At 67.7% G+C, this 18,535-nt stretch carries 14 protein-coding genes and 1 tRNA gene; 9 read left to right on the forward strand and 6 right to left on the reverse strand.

Translation table 11 applies throughout. The features are described from left to right. Positions 1 to 14 precede the first annotated feature (14 nt). Positions 15 to 488 carry a hypothetical protein gene (locus HCU64_RS18270; protein WP_233385600.1) on the forward strand — a complete coding sequence of 158 codons (474 nt, stop codon included), beginning with the start codon at positions 15 to 17 and terminating at the stop codon, positions 486 to 488. A gap of 123 nt (positions 489 to 611) precedes the next feature. After that, on the forward strand, positions 612 to 1,103 hold the full coding sequence (locus HCU64_RS18275) for a hypothetical protein (protein WP_233385601.1): 492 nt from the start codon (positions 612 to 614) through the stop codon (positions 1,101 to 1,103). A gap of 75 nt (positions 1,104 to 1,178) precedes the next feature. Here the strand turns inward: HCU64_RS18275 and HCU64_RS18280 are convergent, their stop codons facing one another. From HCU64_RS18280 to HCU64_RS18290, 3 genes are all read right to left on the reverse strand, one after another. After that, positions 1,179 to 1,466: an MTH1187 family thiamine-binding protein gene (locus tag HCU64_RS18280; protein ID WP_233385602.1), complete on the reverse strand. Its 288-nt coding sequence runs from the start codon at positions 1,464 to 1,466 to the stop codon at positions 1,179 to 1,181. 85 nt (positions 1,467 to 1,551) lie between these two features. Then, a tRNA-Gly gene (locus HCU64_RS18285) sits at positions 1,552 to 1,626 on the reverse strand. 158 nt (positions 1,627 to 1,784) lie between these two features. Continuing rightward, on the reverse strand, positions 1,785 to 2,135 hold the full coding sequence (locus HCU64_RS18290) for a DUF6460 domain-containing protein (RefSeq protein WP_233385603.1): 351 nt from the start codon (positions 2,133 to 2,135) through the stop codon (positions 1,785 to 1,787). A gap of 254 nt (positions 2,136 to 2,389) precedes the next feature. On the opposite strand from HCU64_RS18290, the gene HCU64_RS18295 reads away from it, so the two are divergent. The 4 genes from HCU64_RS18295 (at position 2,390) to pdeM (ending at position 9,697) form a co-directional block, all read left to right on the forward strand. After that, positions 2,390 to 3,352 (forward strand): alpha/beta hydrolase, encoded by a 963-nt coding sequence (locus HCU64_RS18295; protein ID WP_233385604.1) that lies wholly within the window; start codon positions 2,390 to 2,392, stop codon positions 3,350 to 3,352. A 539-nt stretch (positions 3,353 to 3,891) separates the two neighbouring features. Next, positions 3,892 to 6,273, forward strand: coding sequence for an EAL domain-containing protein (locus HCU64_RS18300; protein ID WP_233385606.1), 2,382 nt, complete (start codon positions 3,892 to 3,894; stop codon positions 6,271 to 6,273). A 134-nt stretch (positions 6,274 to 6,407) separates the two neighbouring features. After that, complete coding sequence (locus HCU64_RS18305) at positions 6,408 to 8,948, forward strand: ligase-associated DNA damage response DEXH box helicase (RefSeq protein ID WP_233385608.1); 2,541 nt, start codon at positions 6,408 to 6,410, stop codon at positions 8,946 to 8,948. Positions 8,949 to 8,983: 35 nt separating this feature from the next. Further along, entirely contained in the window at positions 8,984 to 9,697 is a 714-nt protein-coding gene (gene pdeM, locus HCU64_RS18310; RefSeq protein ID WP_233385714.1) for a ligase-associated DNA damage response endonuclease PdeM, read from the forward strand. Here pdeM and HCU64_RS18315 read toward each other — a convergent pair. After that, positions 9,694 to 10,848 carry an FAD-dependent oxidoreductase gene (locus tag HCU64_RS18315; protein ID WP_233385610.1) on the reverse strand — a complete coding sequence of 385 codons (1,155 nt, stop codon included), beginning with the start codon at positions 10,846 to 10,848 and terminating at the stop codon, positions 9,694 to 9,696. The genes pdeM and HCU64_RS18315 overlap by 4 nt on opposite strands. 101 nt (positions 10,849 to 10,949) lie before the next feature. Between HCU64_RS18315 and HCU64_RS18320 the strand changes: the two genes are divergently transcribed. Further along, positions 10,950 to 11,504, forward strand: a complete 555-nt coding sequence (locus HCU64_RS18320; RefSeq protein WP_233385611.1) for a TetR/AcrR family transcriptional regulator — start codon at positions 10,950 to 10,952, stop codon at positions 11,502 to 11,504. A 598-nt stretch (positions 11,505 to 12,102) separates the two neighbouring features. Next, entirely contained in the window at positions 12,103 to 12,519 is a 417-nt protein-coding gene (locus tag HCU64_RS18325) for an EF-hand domain-containing protein (protein ID WP_233385613.1), read from the forward strand. 29 nt (positions 12,520 to 12,548) lie between these two features. On the opposite strand, the gene HCU64_RS18330 is transcribed toward HCU64_RS18325, so the two are convergent. Together HCU64_RS18330 and HCU64_RS18335 are read right to left on the reverse strand one after the other, a co-directional pair. Then, positions 12,549 to 12,986: a DUF3429 domain-containing protein gene (locus tag HCU64_RS18330; protein ID WP_233385615.1), complete on the reverse strand. Its 438-nt coding sequence runs from the start codon at positions 12,984 to 12,986 to the stop codon at positions 12,549 to 12,551. A 247-nt stretch (positions 12,987 to 13,233) separates the two neighbouring features. Beyond that, complete coding sequence (locus HCU64_RS18335; protein ID WP_233385617.1) at positions 13,234 to 16,362, reverse strand: tetratricopeptide repeat protein; 3,129 nt, start codon at positions 16,360 to 16,362, stop codon at positions 13,234 to 13,236. A 265-nt stretch (positions 16,363 to 16,627) separates the two neighbouring features. On the opposite strand from HCU64_RS18335, the gene HCU64_RS18340 reads away from it, so the two are divergent. Beyond that, positions 16,628 to 18,418 carry an acyl-CoA dehydrogenase C-terminal domain-containing protein gene (locus HCU64_RS18340; protein ID WP_233385618.1) on the forward strand — a complete coding sequence of 597 codons (1,791 nt, stop codon included), beginning with the start codon at positions 16,628 to 16,630 and terminating at the stop codon, positions 18,416 to 18,418. Positions 18,419 to 18,535 lie beyond the last annotated feature (117 nt).

Consider the following 18,535-nt stretch of genomic DNA (forward strand, 5'->3'; position numbering starts at 1 on the left):
AACAGGAGCGAGACATGCCACGTATCCTCCCCTCCGCCATCGTCGCGTCGCTGGCGATGACGCTCGCAGGCAGCGCCTTCGCGCAGGGCCGTCCGAAAGCCCCACCGCCTCCGCCGCCGCCGCAGGGTGCGCCGCCCAATCCTGGCCTGTTTCCGTGCCGGAGCGAAAAGGAGATCTGCTTCGTCGGCGCGGTGAAGGACGGCAAGCTGGTGCTTCTGTTCACGAACGATCCCAAGGGCGAGGAGGCCATCGGCAAGCCGGTCGGCGCAACCACGGGTGAGGGGGGTGCCCCGCTCGACCTCACCGCGAACGAGGGCAAGGTCGTGATGCTGACCGGCAGCTACGATGCCAAGGCCGGCGTGGCGAAGGCCGAGGTCGTCGACGTTGCGAGCCCGCTCGTCGCCTTCGCGATCAAGGCGAATGCCGGCGGCGGTGGCGATGACGGGCCGCCCGGCCCACCGCCGCCTCCGGCCGGCAAGAAGCGCTGACGCGAAGGGCCGGCCCGGACTCCCGCTACGGTTGGGAAAACTCGGGGCCGGCCCTTCTCAGCACCGGGCGTGCGGCGTAGGTTCCCAATACTGGCAAACGCTGCGCCAGGGAGGTTTCATCCCATGTCCCGTTTGATCTTCGCTGTTTCCGTCCTCGCTCTCACCTGTGCCGCGAGCGCGCCGGCCTCGGCCCTCTCGGCAAGCGAATGCTCCACCAAGTACCAGGCGGCCAAGAAGGACGGCACGCTCGGCAGCATGAAGTGGAACGACTTCCGCAAGGCCCAATGTGGCGCGGATGCTCAGCCGGCTGCCGCGGCGACCACGGCGCCTGCCGCTGCTCCGGCAGCCGCGCCTGCCCCGGCTCCCGCGCCGGCCCAGCCGGCAGCCAAGGCCGAGCCTGCCGCGAAGCCGGCAGCTCCCGCAGCCTCGGGCTCCGCGGTGTTCCCGAGCAAGATCGACCCGAAATACGCCAGCGAGTCAGCCGGCAAGCAGCGCCAGAAGACCTGCCTCGACCAGTACAACGTCAACAAGGCCAATGGCGGCAACGGCGGCCTGAACTGGATCCAGAAGGGCGGCGGCTATTACTCGGAGTGCAACAAGCGCCTGAAGAGCTGACGCGACGCCCAACCCGGGCTGCCGGTCGTAGAGTAAGGACCTCGACGCCGTGATCCGGCGCCGAGGCCGCTTCGATCACGATACCGCGGCGAGTTTGTCCGCCATGCTCTGGTCCTTGTCGCGTCGCGACCCGAAGACCATCGTGTAGAACAGGCGCTCGACGCCGAGCGCGTTGAGCTTGGCTTCGCATTCCTCGATCAGCTTGCAGATGTCGGAGAGCTCGCCTTCGATGTTGGTGCCGTTGGCATGCATCTCGGCGTTCAGCGGACTGGCATCGATGATCGCCTTGATCTCCCGCACATAGGGAGACACCGACGGCCCGACGCCCATCGGCACGATGCACAGATCAGCGATAACGCGCATGCTCAGCCTCTCGGATGTGAGGCCGAGCGCGGCACCGTTCGCGACGATCCGCGTCGGCCAACGATATGATGGATGGATCGAAAACTGGAGCGGGCGAAGGGATTCGAACCCTCGACCCCAACCTTGGCAAGGTTGTGCTCTACCCCTGAGCTACACCCGCTCGCAGCGGCTCCGCGGCAGCGCCGCCGGACCCGAACGGCGCTCTCTAAACACCATTCCGCCGGACGTTGCAAGCCTCGCTTTGACGGCTTCGGATCATTCTTTCGCAGAGGCAGGACAACGGCCCGGAACGGCAAGATCCTGCCACTCGCACCTGACTTATTTCCCCATCGCGAGGAAGCGCGTGATCAGCCAAAGCGGCACCACCACGATCGCGCCGGCCAAGATCCAGCGACCGAAATCGTGGAAGGTATCGAGTCCGAGTTCGATCATCGCACGGCCAGTATCGTAGAGCCGCCAGAACAGCTGGCCCGGGGTGAGGCCGAGCATGGCCATCGCCGCACCGACGAGCACGGAGAGGAACAGCAGCTTCACGAACACCGCCATCGGCGATCCGCCGAGGAAGCGGCGCAGCCCCGAGCGTCGCTCCCCATAGGCGCGCGGATCGCCGACCTCGGGCAGGTCCCGATAAGGAGTGGCGCGACTGCGTCGATCCTGGTCGCCGATCATGCCTCGTTTCCCGTCTGGTGCCGTCTGCCGGCGGCGCGTGTTCGCTCTGAACAGGTGATGCGTCGGCGCAGATTTCACAACGACGATGAGCCGGGGCAAGCGTGGCCGGCACGACACAGCCGTGCGAAACCGCCCCAGCCTGAGTGCGTTACGCCCTTTCGTGAGAGCCTGCGAGATGCGACCCGGATCGGACGGGTCGTATCAATGGGATCGACCAGCGCGGTCTCAGCGCGATTCGCAACCGGGGAGCATTCATGCTCGATCATGCCTTGTTCGACCCGGCGACGATCGACCCCGAGACGAAGCGCCTCAACGAGGAGATCCGCAAGGATCAGGCGAGCCAGCCCGATCCGTGGTCGATGCCCATCGCCGAGGCGAGGGCGTTGCGGGCCAAGGGCTCGATCGCCTTTCCGCGGCTCACGCGCAGCGCCCGTGCGGAGACGATCACCATCGACGGCCCCGGCGGCCCCGTCGCGCTGCGGGTCATCCGGCCGCAGGGAAAGTCGGCGGACAAGCCGAGGGGCGCCTACCTGCACATCCATGGCGGCGGCTGGGTGTTCGGGGGGGCCGACGACCAGGACCCGTGGCTCGTGCGCATTGCCGATACCTGCGGATTCGTCTGCCTCTCGGTGGGGTACCGGCTCGCGCCCGAGCATCCCTATCCCGCCGCGCTCGAGGATTGCGAGGCGGCGGCGCTCTGGCTCGCCGGGCCGGGCAAGGCGAGCCTCAACGTCTCCTCGCTGACCATCGGCGGCGAGTCGGTCGGGGCGCACCTTGCCGTTTCGACGCTGCTGCGCCTGCGCGACCATCACGAGCAGCCCCGCGCGTTTCGGGGCGCCAACCTCAATTGCGGTTTCTTCGACCTCGGCCTGACGCCGAGCGTGCGCGCCTGGGGCGAGGAGCGCCTGGTCAACAACACGCGCGACCTCGAGACCTTCGCCGACGGCTTCTGCGCGGGAAAGGTCGACCGCCGCCAACCGGAGATCTCGCCGCTCTACGCGGATCTCAAGGGTTTGCCGCCGGCCCTGTTCTCGGTGGGCACGGCCGACGCGCTCCTCGACGACACGCTCTACATGTCGGCCCGCTGGGCGGCGGCCGGCAATGGCGGCCACACCGCGATCTATCCCGGTGGCTGCCATGTGTTCATCCGCTATCCCGGCCCGCTCACCGAGCGTGCGCAGGAACTGAGCGAGCGGTTCCTCATGGCACTGGCCTAAAGCTCTCGCCGGGCGCCTCTCGCTTCAAACACCTCGTCCTGGCAATGCCACGAATCCTGCTGCCTGCGTGAAAAGGACGCTGCCAACAGTGCCAGCCCGACGCCGGCAGGCGGACGGCGCGACCCATAGTTCGAGCCTCTAATCATTGGGGCTTGTCCAAGCCCATTACTATCTGACGTTGATCATCCGGCATGAAATCAACGCGCCCCGACCATTGAAAACAGGGGTACACCAGTCTTCGACACCCTCGCAATCAACCGGAAATGGATTGATTATTTGGATTTATCTTAAGGAAGCCCTCCTGGCGAAATTTGTTATTCTGTTAAGATTGCAAAATATCTCGTTTCGATAATCGTCGTAAAAAACTACAAATCCAGATCAACTGAAGCTGATATTAAACTCCGTGCGTATGATGATCGGTCATACACGTAACGCGCGAGCCGATGCACCGCGTCTCAAATGAATTTTTAATACCGATCAAATAAACGGGTGAGCAAATAAAGCCTCGATGGGGCAACGCGCTCGAGCTGGTCGGAACGATGCTTAAGGTTCTGGGGTGTTTCGCCACCGCCCATGATCTGCGGTTGGTCGGTTTGGCCGCGGTCATATGTGCCCTGGCGGCTTTCACGTCGGTTCAACTTCTGCTTGACGCCAGGCGCGCCGGATCGGCACACCGGGTCGCCTGGCTGGCGGTCGCGGCGATCGCGGGCGGCTCGGGGATCTGGGCGACGCATTTCATCGCCATGCTGGCATTCAGCACAGGCCTGCCGAGCGGCTACGCTCTCGGCCTGACAGGCGTGTCGCTCGCTTGTGCGATCATTCTGGTCGGCATCGGCTTCGCCATGGCGGCTTACGGCGGGCGCATCGCCGCCTCGGTCGGCGGCGCCGTCGTCGGCGGTGGCATCGCGGCGATGCATTATACCGGCATGGCGGCGTGGGAAGTTCCGGGCCACGTCACCTGGGACATGGAGCTCGTCGCCGCCTCCATCGCCATTGGCGGGATCTTCGGCGCAGGCGCTCTCTGGGTAGCACGCGAGGCTCGTACCTTCCCGCGTCAGCTTCTCGCCGTCTTGCTTCTGATCGTCGCCATCTGCGGACACCACTTCACCGCCATGGGCGCGGTGACGGTCAGCCCGGACCTGACCGTCGCGATCTCGGCGAGCGCGCTACCCGCGAGTTGGCTCGCGGTGGCGGTCGCGCTGGCCGGGTTCGCCATCCTGCTGCTGGCGATTGCCGCCCTCGGACTGGACTTGCGCGATCGCCGGCGTGCCGCGCTGGAAGGGGACCGACTCCGCAGCCTCGCCAACGCCGCGGTCGAGGGCCTCGTGGTCTGTGCCGGCGACACGATCGTCAGCGGCAACGAAAGCTTCGCACAACTCGCCGGCGTGGCCGACGACGTCCTGCCCGGCGCGCTGCTGTCGCGGTTCCTGGCGAGCGGCGCGGCGCAGTTCGCCCTTAACGCCGCAGCGGACCACTCCATCGAGACGAGCCTGCGCCGGGAGGATGGCGAAGAGATCCCCGTCGAGCTGATCGTGCGCCCGGTCCAATATGCCAGCAGCGCTCACTACGCGGTGGCCGTCCGCGATCTGAGCGCGCGACGCCGCGCCGAGCAGCAGATTCAGTTTCTCGCCCACCACGACGCGCTGACCGGGCTCGCCAACCGGGCGAGCTTCGGTAAGCGGCTCGAACAGGAGATCAGGACGGCTACGGCGGAGGATCGCAAGCTCGCCGCGCTCTGCCTCGACCTCGACCGCTTCAAGGAGGTCAACGACCTGTTCGGGCACTCGGCCGGCGATGCCATGCTCGTCGAGGTCGCCCGCGTGGTGACGGGCGTACTCGACGACACTCACATGATGGCCCGCCTCGGCGGCGACGAGTTCGCGGTTCTCGCGCGCTGCGACAGCGCATCCGCCGTCGCCAGGCTGGCTGAGCGCATCTTCGAAGCGATACGCGCCAGAAATGCCGACGCGACCGGTCCTCTGATCGCGTCGAGCATCGGCATCGCCATCTTCCCGGACGACTCGCCCGATCCGCATCTCCTGATGAGCCACGCCGATACGGCGCTGTATCGCGCCAAGGGCGACGGTCGGGGGACCTACCGCTTCTACGAGGCCAAGATGGGCGCGGAGGTGCGCGACCGGCGCGTGCTCGAACACGAGCTGCGCCATGCGGCGGCGCGCGGCGAATTCGAGTTGGTCTATCAACCGCAGAGCCAGGTCGAGACCGGCGAGGTCGTCGGCTTCGAGGCCCTGCTGCGTTGGCACCACCCCCAACGCGGCCATGTTTCCCCGTCCGTGTTCATTCCGATTGCGGAAGAGTGCGGACTGATCCTGCAGATCGGCGAATGGGTCCTACGCGAGACCTGCCGCGAGGCGGCGTCTTGGCCGCGCCCCCTGACGATCGCAGTGAACGTCTCGGGAGTGCAGATCCACAGCCCGCATTTCGTCCCGCTGGTCCACGAGGTCCTGTTCGAGACGGGCATCGCCCCCAGCCGACTGGAGATCGAGATCACCGAGACGGCGCTGATCCGCGATCCCGCGCGTGCCCTGCTGACCCTGCGTCAGCTCAAGGCGCTCGGCATCCGCATCGCCATGGACGATTTCGGCACGGGATACTCGTCGCTGTCGAACCTGCGCTCGTTCCCCTTCGACAAGATCAAGATCGACGGCTCGTTCGTGCGCTCCGTGCACAGCAACGAGCAGACCGCGGCAATCGTCCGGTCGGTGCTGGGTCTCGGTCGGGGACTCGGCCTGCCCGTCCTCGCGGAGGGCGTCGAGACCGAGGAGGAGCTGCGCTTCCTGCAGCGCGAATCCTGCAACGAGGCGCAGGGCTACCTGATGGGCCGACCCGGTCCGATCGGGCAGTTCTCGCGGTTCACCGGATTGCCGGCAGAGCCCGACGCCACCAAGGCGGTGGCCTGAGCCCGCGCTCGTTCGGCCTGCGGACGACATACTCGTCGCCGCAGGGGCTGCCGATCCGGCGCGCGGTCCTTAGATAGAGCGTCGGTCCATTCCGCTGGGAACGTGGCCACCTCCATCCAGTCCGTCACGGCCCCGTGCCTGCCTCGCCGCTCCCGCAACGCTTCACCGACTGGTTCGCTTCGCGGGGCTGGCAGCCGCGCGCGCACCAAATTGCGTTGTTGGATAACGCCCGAGCCGGCCGTTCTACGCTGCTGGTGGCTCCGACCGGCGCCGGCAAGACGCTCGCCGGGTTTCTGCCCTCGCTCGTCGCCTTGAGCGAGGCGCGGCGGAAGCCGACCGAGCACCGGCTGCACACGCTTTACGTCTCGCCGCTCAAGGCGCTCGCCGTCGACATTGCGCGCAACCTCGACGCACCGATCGCCGAGATGGGGCTGTCGATCCGCGTCGAGACCCGCACCGGCGACACGCCCTCGCACAAGCGCACCCGCCAGATCGCGCGGCCACCGGACATCCTGCTGACGACGCCGGAACAGCTCTCGCTGCTGCTCGCGCATCGCGAAGCGGCAGAGCTGCTGGGCGGCTTGCAGCACATCGTGCTGGACGAGTTGCATGCGCTCGTCACCTCGAAACGGGGAGACCTGCTCTCTCTGGCCCTGGCGCGGCTGCGCCGTCTGAGCCCGCAAGCCACGGCGATCGGGCTCTCGGCGACGGTGCGGGAACCGGACGAGTTGCGGCGGTATCTGGTGGGGCAGGGGATGGCCGCGCCCAGCCCTCTCCCGTCTGCGGGAGAGGGTAGAGGGTCGGCTGAGCCGCCCATGGCCGACCTCGTCGTGGTCGAGGGCGGCGCAAAAGCCGATCTGCACATGCTCGACATCGCGCGGACATTGCCACTCGCCGGGCACACCGCCTGGCACTCGATGCCAGCGATTTACGATCTGATCCGCGAGCACCGCACGGTGCTGGTCTTCGTGAACACACGGCTGCAGGCCGAATACACTTTCCAGGAACTCTGGCGGCTCAACGACGACGTTCTGCCGATCGCGATCCATCACGGCTCGCTCGATGCCGCCCAACGCCGCCGGGTCGAGGCCGCGATGTCGGCCGGGCAATTGCGCGCCATCGTCTGCACCGCGACGCTCGATCTCGGCATCGACTGGGGCGATGTCGACCTCGTCATCAATATCGGCGCGCCGAAGGGCGCGAGCCGGATCATGCAGCGGATCGGCCGCGCCAATCACCGGATGGACGAGCCCTCGAAGGCCTATCTGGTGCCAGGCAACCGCTTCGAGATGCTCGAATGCCGGGCCGCCCTCGACGCCGTCGAAGAAGCCGCCCAGGACACGCCGGATGCCCGCATCGGGGCCCTCGACGTGCTCGCCCAGCACGTCCTCGGCATGGCCTGTGCCGAGGCTTTCGACGCGAACGAGCTCTACGACGAGATCGTCTCGGCGGCGCCCTATCAGTACCTCACCTGGGAGATGTTCGAGGCGGTCGTCGATTATGTCGCCACGGGCGGCTACGCGCTGCGTGCCTACGAGCGTTTCGCCAAGATCCTGCGTGGTCCCGATGGGCTCTGGCGGGTGCGGGATGCACGCATTGCCCAGCAATACCGCATGAATGTCGGCACCATCGTCGAGGCGGCACGGGTCAAGGTGCGGCTGACCCGGCACCTGCGCGGCAAGCCCGGCACGGTCATGCCGAAATCGGGCCGCGTGCTCGGCGAGATCGAGGAAGAATTCGGCGAGACGCTGACGGTGGGTGACACCTTCCTGTTCGCCGGCGAGGTGCTGCGCTTCGAGGGCATGTTCGAGGACGACTGTCTCGTCACCCGCGCCAAGAACATCGAGGACCCGGCGATCCCTTCCTATGCCGGATCGAAGTTCCCGCTCTCGACGTTTCTCGCCGCGCGGGTGCGGGCGATCATAGCCGACCCGTTCGAATGGGACCGGCTGCCGCCGCAGCTCTCCAAGTATCTGCTGCAGCAGCGCAAACACTCGGTGCTGCCGGGCGAGCGCGATCTACTCGTCGAGACGTTTCCGCGGGGCAACCGCTTCTATCTGACCGCCTTTCCCTTCGAGGGGCGGCTGGCGCACCAGACGCTCGGCATGCTGCTCACCCGCCGCCTGGAGCGCGCTCGGCTGCAGCCGCACGGCTTCGCGGCGAACGATTACGGCATCGCCATCTGGATGGGCCGCGACGTCAGCGAGCGCATCGCCATCGATCCGGGCTTCGCGCAGGCGCTGTTCGACGAAGACATGCTCGGTGACGATCTCGAAGCCTGGCTCGACGAATCCGCGATGATGAAGCGGACCTTTCGCCAGTGCGCAGTGATCGCGGGGCTGATCGAGCGGCGCTACCCGGGCCAGAAGAAGACCGGCCGGCAGGTCACGATCTCGACAGACCTGATCTACGACGTGCTGCGCAAGCACCAGCCCGACCACCTGCTCCTGCAGGCCGCGCGGCAGGATGCGGCAACCGGACTCCTCGACGTGGCACGCCTCGGCATGATGCTAAGACGCATCAAGGGGCGAATCACCCACAAAGCACTGGACCGGGTCTCGCCTCTCTCCGTGTCGGTCATGCTCGAGATCGGGCGTGAGCGCGTCTACGGGGAGGGGGCCGACGAGATTCTGGCCGAAGCCGAAGCAGAGCTTCTCGAAGAGGCCCTGGCGTGAGCGATTCCTCCCATCGGTTCGATGAGGATGCGCTGTTGTCGCTCGGCCTGAGACTGGAAAAGACCGCAAGGGCGGCGGGGCTGATGCTCGCCGGCGAAACCCTGACCCTCGACCGCACCGGCGCGCTCTGGCTGGAGGCACATCGCACATTGGTGGTCTCGGATCTGCACCTCGAGAAGGGCTCGTCCTTCGCAGAACGCTCAGGCCAGTTTCTTCCGCCCTACGACACGCGCGAGACGTTGTCCTGCCTGCACGAGGTGATCCAACGGCTCGATCCGGCCTGCGTGGTCGCGCTCGGCGATTCCTTCCACGATGCCCGTGGGCCGGAGCGGCTGGAACCGGGCGACCGCGCCATGGTCGCCGCCCTGCAAGCCGGCCGGGACTGGATCTGGATCGCTGGAAATCATGATGCGACGGTGCGCGAGGGAATTGGCGGAAGCTATTGCGAACACATCGCAATCGGCGGACTGACCCTGAGGCACGAACCCTCCGCGGAGGCCGGGGAGGGGGAGATTGCCGGCCATCTCCACCCCTGCGGCAAGGTGACGATGCGGGGGCGCAGCGTGCGGCGGCGCTGCTTCGTCACGGACGAGCGGAGACTCGTGATGCCGGCCTTCGGCGCCTTCACCGGTGGCCTGAACGTACGTGCGGCAGCGTTCGACCCGCTGTTCCCGCAGGGCTTCACCGCCCACCTCCTGGGCGATGGCCGCGTCTTCGCCATCGGCCGCGCGATGCTCGGCAAGGATTAGGAATCGAGCTCGGCGATCTGCCGGGCGATGCCGTGGCGCATGGTCGAGCTGGCTCCGACCGCCCTTAGTACGAGGCTGCGCAAGCCCCGACCCATCGGGCCGTTCAGCGCCGCAAGGCGTGTCATCCGGTCGGTCATCGCGACGACGCCCTCGGCGACCGGGCGACGCTCGCGTTCGTAGGCGTCGAGGGCCTCGAGGCGGCCGTCCCGGATTGCTTCGGCGAGAAGCTCGGCGAGGCGCACGGAGTCCTGGATCCCGGTGTTCATGCCCTGGCCCCCGGCCGGGCTGTGAACATGGGCGGCATCCCCCGCAAGCAGAAATGGCCCCTCGCGATAACGCTCGGCGACGCCGTGGTGGATGCGAAAGCGCGATGACCAGACCAGCCGTTCGAGTCGCACGCCTGACGGTCCACGGGCCGTGGCAATAGCGGAGAGATCGTCGAGCGAGGGATGCTCGGGCGCCTGATCGCAGGTCGCGACGATCCGAAGGTGCCTGGGCGAGAACGGCACCACCACCATCAAACCTTCCGGATGGAGGTAGAGCTGGATCACGTCCGGCGGGAGCGGCCAGTGGCCCTCGACGTCACCGAGGATGAAGGATTCCGGATACGTACCGTGGTGGAAGGGGATTTGGGCCGCCTCGCGAACTGCGCTGTGGAAGCCGTCCGTGCCAATCACGAAGCGCGCTGCGACCTCTTGGATCGTGCCGTCTTTCTGCCGAACGGAGACCGTAGCGCCGTCTTCGCCGCGGGCGATGCCGACGACCTCGTGGCTCCAGTTCACGGCACCGCCCAGTTCGGCCAGTCGTTCGCGCAGGATCGCCTCGGTGCGATCCTGTGGGATGATCAGCCCGTAAGGATAGGCGGTCTCCAGCGTCGAGAGGTCGACGGTGAGACGGCGCGTCTCGCCCTCGCAAACGGCGAAGGTCGGGATCGGATTGCCCTGTGCCACCAGCCGGTTACTGATCCCGAGAGTCTCCAGGCGCTCCAGGGTACGGGCATGGACGACGGCCGCACGGGAGGTGTTCTGACCTTCGGCCAGCCGATCGCAGAGCAGGTGAGGCACACCTCGCTGCTGCAATCCGACGGCAAGGGCAAGGCCGGCTGGGCCGGCTCCGCAGATGAACACCTCGGTCCGGTCGGGCAGGGGCATGACGCACCTCCATGCTAGTCAATTAGGTCAACGGTTGTTGACCAAGGGTAGGCCCCACATCTCTCTTGTCAACACACGTTGACTGCCGTTAAGCCCAGGGCATGAACACCCGCCCGACAGGCGCGCGCGAGCGGCTCCTCGCATCGGCGAAGACGCTGTTCGCGGAACAGGGCTACGAGCGTACGACGGTGCGCGCGGTGGCGCAGGCCGCCGCCGCCGACCCGGCCCTCGTCATCCGCTATTTCGGCAGCAAGGACGGCCTGTTCGCGCGGGCCGTCGAGGTCGATCTGCGCTTCCCGGATCTCGCAACGCTGCCGAGGGAGGAGCGCGGCAGCCGGCTCGCACGCCACGTGATCGCGCTCTGGGACGGCCCTGACGGCGCGACCTTGCTACCGATGCTGCGCGCCTGCGCCACTCACGAAACTGCCGCCGAGACGGCACGGGGCATCTTCGCAGGTCAGGTCCTTGCGATGGTGAAGGGGCTCGGCCTGTCCGATCCCGAACGCCGGGCGGCCCTCGTTGCCTCTCAGGTGCTCGGCCTGGTGTTCTGCCGCTACATCCTGGGCCTGCCGCCGGTCGTCGCGATGGATGCGGATGCCGTGGCGGCCGGGCTCGGTCCGACGCTGCAGCGCTATCTGCACGGCGCGATCACATGATGGTCCAGACGAGGGCAGCCAGCCGTCAGATCCGGTGTACCTGAAGCGGCTTCAGCCCGATCGCGCGCGCGAGAGACCGCGACAGCGACCCTGAAAGCGAAAGCTGTCCCGCGTCCATCCCGAGTGCAGCCGCAACCGCCCGAACGGCATCGTCGGGATGCCGCGTCAGGGTCGTGTAGACTGCGCCATGCGAATGACAGTCGCCGGGCGAGGTCACGAGAAAAGCTTTTCGCGAATCAGAGCGTGCCATCTTGCGATGATTGCACGGAGTTTATGATCAATCTGCGAACACCCGTTCATGATTGGCTCTCTGTAGTAAACGCAACACAGTTTTGACGTCACACCGCGTGCCGATGCAGCAGAAATAAGCAAAGCTTGCCGCAGCCGCGTGCGAACTGCGTGCGCCGGAGGCTCCGATGGCAGCCTGCGACGATCCTCCATCTCCGCCGCCTCGCAGAAGGGCCCAGCATCACGGCCGGAACCAAACCTCTGGGGCAATCACATCGGCGCGATCACCTCTCGCAGACACGGCGCGCGGGAAATACTTCGTTGCTCGGCTTGGCCAGCACCGCGCCATCCACTCGTTCGGAGACCACCCATGCGCCCAGTCACCGCTTCGGCTCTTCTTCTGGCCCTCGTCGGCCTGACGGTCCCGCTTGCGTCGTCCGGCGCCTTCGCGCGCGCATCCGGCGCCGAGAAGACGCTGAAGGCAGTCGACACGGACAATGACGGCAGCATCGACCTGAAGGAGGCGACCGCCGCGGCCGAGGCGACCTTCACCAAGCTCGACAAGGACAATGACGGCTCGGTCGATACCAAGGAATTGCAGGGCCGCCTCAGCAAAAAGGACCTGAAGGCCGCCGACCCCGACAATGACGGTCATCTCGACAAGAAGGAATACTCTGCCCTGGTGGAGCAGCGCTTCAAGGCAGCCGATCCGGATGGCGACGGAACAGTCGACGCCAAGGAGTTGAAGACCCCCGCTGGCCGCGCTCTCTCGGCGCTCCTGAAGTAGTCCGCCGGGCCCCTCGCTCGTCGCAGCGGCTAAGCTGTGACGAGCAGAGACAGGCCTGCCACGCATGAGAGCAGAAGGCGCAGGCGCCCCATCCAGACCGGCGTCATGCCGCGGCGGCTGAGGTCCTGATCGATCACACCCCAGAGCAGAACGAGACACCCGAGCACGCGCAGGTCCCAGGGCGCTGGCGCGGCAAGCGCCGCCCAGGCGAGCAGGGAAGGAATCACGGCGACGAGGTAGTCGGCGTTGCCGGCATTGCGGGCTGCAGCAGCGCCCCAGCGTATCCCGCCGAGAAAGGATGCGATGACCGCACCGTAAGCCGAGAGGATCGTGCGCGGGGACAGCCCGACTGGGCCGAGGCCCCCGTCGGATCCGCTGATCGAGAGAGCCGCGAATCCGAGGAAAGGGATGAGGCCGGCGACACCAAGGATGACGGCGCCGATCGGCACCGTGGTCATCCGCGCCATGAAGTCTCCCCGTCGGGCGGGAGACGACGTCTCGTGCCTTGGCGGTCCTGCCCGTTCATCGCCCGCCTGCTCCCGAGCACCAGCATGTGGCCGCGGAGGAGCGGCCCGTGCGCCGGCTGTCAGATTTACACGCGCAGAAACGGGCGAAACCGGCAACCGGGACGCGTTGGCACACGCGGCCGAGACTGCGCACTATTTCGCGAGGGAATCCGGGCGCAGAGACGCCGCTCTCGCGAGCGGCGCTCGATCAGACGCCAGTGCGCGACGCAGAGCGGGCGAAGTTGCCAGTCGGCGAACCAGGCGGGGGCGCTCCGAGAAGCGACATCGCCGCGGGCGCCGCAGCCTTGGCAGGCGGCATGTCATTCGCGGAAGGGTCGGCCACCTTGGGCTTGTGGGCCGAGGCGACGGCCTTGGCCGCGGCGAGGTCCTTCGGCGAGAGCTTGGCCGCCACGTCGTCCCGCTTCTTCCCAGCCTCCTCGTCGCCCTGTGCGGCGGCTGCAGAGAACCAGGCGTAGGACTGGATGAGGTCCTGGCCGACGCCGAGGCCGCGGGCATAGAGAACCGCGAGGTTGTACTGGCTGTCGCGCACGCCGTACTCGGCAGCGCGGCGGAACCAGGTGGAGGCGGTGGCGAAGTCCGGCTTGCCGCTCGCGCTCGGGTTCTCGGCGTGCAGCACGGCGAGGTTGTGCATCGCGCGGATGTTGCCGCGGTCGGCGGCGCGGCCGTACCAGGTCTTGGCCTGTCCGAGGTCGCGGATCACGCCGGAACCCTTCTCGAAGAAGCTGCCGAGCTTGAACTGTGCCGGAGCGTAACCGGCATCGGCGAGCTTCTCGTAGAGCTTGGCGGCGACGGCGAGATCGCGCGGCATGCCGCGGCCATCGGCCTCGCGGGCGGCGAGTTCGTAGATGGCAGCGCCGTCACCGTCGAGGGCGGATTGCTTCAGGGTCGCAAGGCCAGCCGGGACCGAGGACAATTCGCGGCCGAGCGAGGCCATCGTGATGACCTTCGGGATCGCGGGCTGCGTGGCGACCGGGGCAGCGCTCTCCTCCGCACGGGCTGCTTCGACGGGCTTCGTGGCGGCCGGGCCTGAATCGGCGATGGACTGTGTCGTCTGAGGTCCGGCGGAAGACGCCGTGGCAGCTGCGGGTGCAGCCGTGTCGACGGCGGCTTCGGCGGCCGGCGGCTCGATGGCAGCCGGCTTGGCGGCGGCCACCGGCTTCGCCGGTTCCGCCTGACCGGCAGGGCTGCCCATCTGGTAGGCCTGGAGCGCGCCGAGGACGAGGACGATGGCGGCAAGGCCGAGGATCAGCGGACGGCGGCGCTTGTCGAGACTGCCGAGCAGGCGGCCGACGACGCCTGTCGCCGGAGAAGCGGCGGGGCTAGTGCGCGCGGTGGCGGTCTCGCGACGCTCGGGGGCGGCTGGCGCCTCTGCGGCGATATCGGCCTGCGCGGCCTGTGCGGCACGGCGCGCGGCGGCAATGAAGCTGGTCTTGATGTCGCTGGCCGGCGCGGACGAAGCCTCGGACGCCGCGCTGCGAGCGGGGCTCGGCCGGCCGGCACCGGGTTCGAGGAGCTCATCGCCGAGGCTCGCCGGCTCCAGGGCCGGCTCTGCACGGCGCGCCGCACGGCTGCGCGGGGCGGAGACCGGGATCGTCTCGATCTTCGGTGCACCGAGCGTGGTCGAGGCGCGAAGCTGTTCTCCGAGCGAATGGGTCTCGTCCTGGGCCGGCGGACGGATCACCGGGCCGGCCTCGGACATGCCGAGCCGGTCGACGAGCCGCGTCAGCACCGAGTTCAGGCCGTCCATCGTCGCCTGCATGCGCTGGTCGGCAGAGATCTGGCGAGCGCGCAGGTCGTCGAGATCGGCGCGGACCGCATCGAACTTGGCCGGAGCCGGATCGAGGGCGCCTTGGCCGGCGGCCTCGGAGAATGCCCGGCGCGTCGCGCGCTCGACGGCAGCCTCGACGTCGGTATCGTCGCGCAGGGCGGAGATCTGGGTCAGCAACTCATCCATCGTCCGTTCAAGGCCGGCCACCGCCGGATCGACGGCGCGGGTGTCGAGGCGCTCGGCGAGGCTGACGACGTGGCTCTCGAGGGCATCGAGGTTGCTGCCGCCGGAACCGATGCGATCGACCTTCTCGGCGATGCCGCGCAGGAGCGCATGCATCGACGCGAGCTCCGCAGGCGCGGCCGCCGGTCGGTGCAGGGTTTCGCCGATGGTCTCCAGGCGCCCGATGAGGTCGCGCACCGGTTTGACGTCGACGCGGCTCTGCAGGTCAGCGATCTGTCCGCTCATGGCCTGCAGGCCTTGCGCGAGGCTCTGAATGCGCTCGGGGCCGGCGAGGCCCGCGATCATCTGGCGGATTTCGTCGAGCTCGCGATGGACGCCGTCGAGCGCGCTCTGGTCGGCATGGCTCGAGGCCGCACCGTCGGCGCGGCGCGCCAAGCGCTCGACTTCGCCCGCCAGACGGGCTTGGACGTTGTCGGCGAATTCTTCCGCGAGCGTCTCAGCCTGACGGCGCATCGCCTCGATCGGCGCGGCGAACTCGGCCGGATCGCGCGAGCGGTGCACGTCCTCCGCGAGCGAGCGCATCGCCTTTTCGAGGGCGCCGACGTCGCTGCCGGTGGCGAGATGGCCGAGCGATTCACGCAGACGCGCGGTCTCGGCCTGCAAGTCGGTGATGGCCGGGGAGGGGACGGTGGACTCGGCGACGGGCTGCGCGCTCGCGCCATCCGCGTCGAGCTCGCGTTGGCGGCGGCGGACCTCGTCCACGGCTTCACGCATCTCGGCGGCGATGGGACGGCCGCGACGTCCGAGGGGACGCTGGCCGCCGAACTGGGCGGTCATCTCGCCCATGCGACGCTCGATCTCGGCGAGGCGCTCGGCGACATGGTCGACATTGGCTGTGGCCGGAGCCTCCGCGTTCACGGCGCTGCGGTCTTCCTTGAGCGTGCGGTCGAGGGCGTCGAGGCGGCGCATCATCTCGCCGATCGAGGCGGCAGCCGGCTCGGCCGAAGCGGGCGCGGGCGCGACGGCGCGGGTCGCTGCCGGCGCTTTCACGGGCTTCGGCTTGGGCGCGGCTGCGATCGGGGCCGGCGCGGGCACAGCCGCGGCAGGCGTCGGTTCGGGAGCGGGTTGAGAGGCCTGCGGCTCGGCAGGAGCGGCCTGGACGCTCTTCGACTCGGCGGCAGAGGGAGTGCGGGTGGCGGCGCGGGCTCGCTGGCGGGGTGCCGGTTTGGTCTCGGTCTTCTCGGGCGCGACGACCGAGGCGATCCATGTCTCGAGCGGGACGCCGGCGCGCTGCGCGACCTCGCGCGCCGCCTCGATCACGTCGGGATCGAAACCTTCGAGGCTGAGCGTCGCGGTACGTCTCATCGTCGGACCCGGGGTCGGAAGCGTCGTTCGGTCGGCCGTTACCCGCTGGCGCAACGCGCGGAACGGGCAAAAACCTGAACGGTCCGGCAGACCTTTAACAATCTTGGTAAACCTCCGGTTAATTCCGGCCGGGCCGACGCCACTCGATCGGCCGAATTCGGATTTCTCGACGTGCCGGGCCGGGAAGGTCTTTTCGAACCGAATGAGATAGTTTACATGTGAACTATCGAAGCGCGCCGCCGATCCGCGCACGGGGAGACAGGAAATGCCGAGCTACCGGGCACCGGTCGAGGACGTCACGTTCCTCCTGAACGACGTCCTCGGCATCCGCCGCTATGACAACCTTCCGGGCTTCTCCGATGCATCGGACGACGTGATCGAGGCCTTGCTCAACGAAGGTGGGAAGCTTGCGGGCAACGTGTTCGCTCCGGCCAACCTCGCCGGCGATCGGGAAGGCTGCACCCGCAACGACGACGGCAGCGTGACGACGCCGAAGGGCTTCAAGAAGGCATACCAGGCCCATGTCGAGGGCGGCTGGAACGGCCTCTCGGTGCCCGAGGAATATGGCGGCCAGGGTCTGCCGCACGTCCTGAACACGGCAATTTCCGAATTCGCCTCCGGCGCGAACCTCGCGCTCGCCATGTATCCGGGCCTGACCCAGGGCGCGATTGCAGCGCTGCTCGTGCACGGCAACGAGGAGCAGAAGCAGGCCTACATCCCGAAGATGGTCGAGGGGACCTGGACCGGCACGATGAACCTCACCGAGCCGCATTGCGGCACGGATCTCGGACTCCTCAAGACCAAGGCCGTGCCGAACGGCGACGGCTCCTACAGCCTTTCCGGCACCAAGATCTTCATCTCCGCCGGCGAGCACGATCTTTCTGAAAACATCATTCACCTCGTCATCGCTCGCATCGAGGGCGCGCCGGCCGGCACCAAGGGCATCTCGCTCTTCGTGGTGCCGAAGTTCCTGGTGAACGAGGACGGCTCGGTGGGTGAGCGCAATGCCGTCTCCTGCGGCTCGATCGAGCACAAGATGGGCATCCACGGAAATTCCACCTGCGTGATGAACTACGATGGTGCCAAGGGCTGGCTCGTCGGCGCCGAGAACAAGGGTCTCGCGGCGATGTTCGTGATGATGAACGAGGCCCGCCTCGCCGTCGGCGTGCAGGGCCTCGGCCAGTCCGAGGTCGCCTACCAGAACGCCGTCGCCTACGCGAAGGACCGCCTGCAGGGCAGGGCGCTGACTGGAGCCAAGGAGCCGGGCAAGTCCGCCGATCCGATCATCGTGCATCCGGACGTGCGCCGCACGCTGATGGGGATCCGCGCCTTCAACGAGGCCGCCCGCGCGCTGGCGCTCTGGACGGCGCTCCAATCCGACATCGCCCACCGCTCGCAGGACGCCAAGGAGCGCCAGGCCGCCGACGACCTGCTCGGGCTGCTCACCCCGGTGGTGAAGGGCGTGCTCACCGACAAGGGCTTCGCCAACGCGGTCGAGGCGCAGCAGATGTTCGGCGGCCACGGCTACATCGAAGAATGGGGCATGTCGCAGTTCGTGCGCGATGCCCGCATCGCCATGATCTACGAGGGCGCCAACGGCGTTCAGGCCATGGACCTGATCGGCCGCAAGCTGCCCAAGGATGGCGGCCGCGCGATGATGGGCTTCCTCGGCGAGGTCCAGACCTTCGTGAAGGACCACGGTGAGGACGAGCAGCTCAAGGCCTTCACCGGCCCGCTCCAGGCTGCGCTCAACGACCTACAAGGCGCGACGATGTGGCTGATGCAGAACGCAATGGCCAAGCCCGACAATGCCGGCGCCGGCGCCACCGACTACATGCACCTGCTCGGCCTCGTCGCCCTGGGCTATATGTGGGGCCGCATCGCCAAGGCGGCGCTCGCGGCCAAGGCGGAGGGCAAGGACGCCGAGCGGATGGAGGCGAAGCTCGTCACGGGCCGCTTCTTCGCCGAGCGGATGCTGCCGGAGACGGCCCTGCGTCTGGCCCGAATCAAGACCGGCTCCGACGCGACGATGGCCTTGGCGGCCGAGGCGTTCTAAGCAGTCGCAAGCGAAACCCTCCCCTGTTTCCGGGGAGGGTGCCTCGCGGATGCGAGGCGGGAGAGGGGCCGGCACTGCCCTCTCCGGATACGGCGCTCCCCTCTCCCGACCTTCGCT

It is taken from the genome of Methylobacterium sp. C25 (assembly GCF_021352225.1).
Classification (GTDB): Bacteria; Pseudomonadota; Alphaproteobacteria; order Rhizobiales; family Beijerinckiaceae; genus Methylobacterium.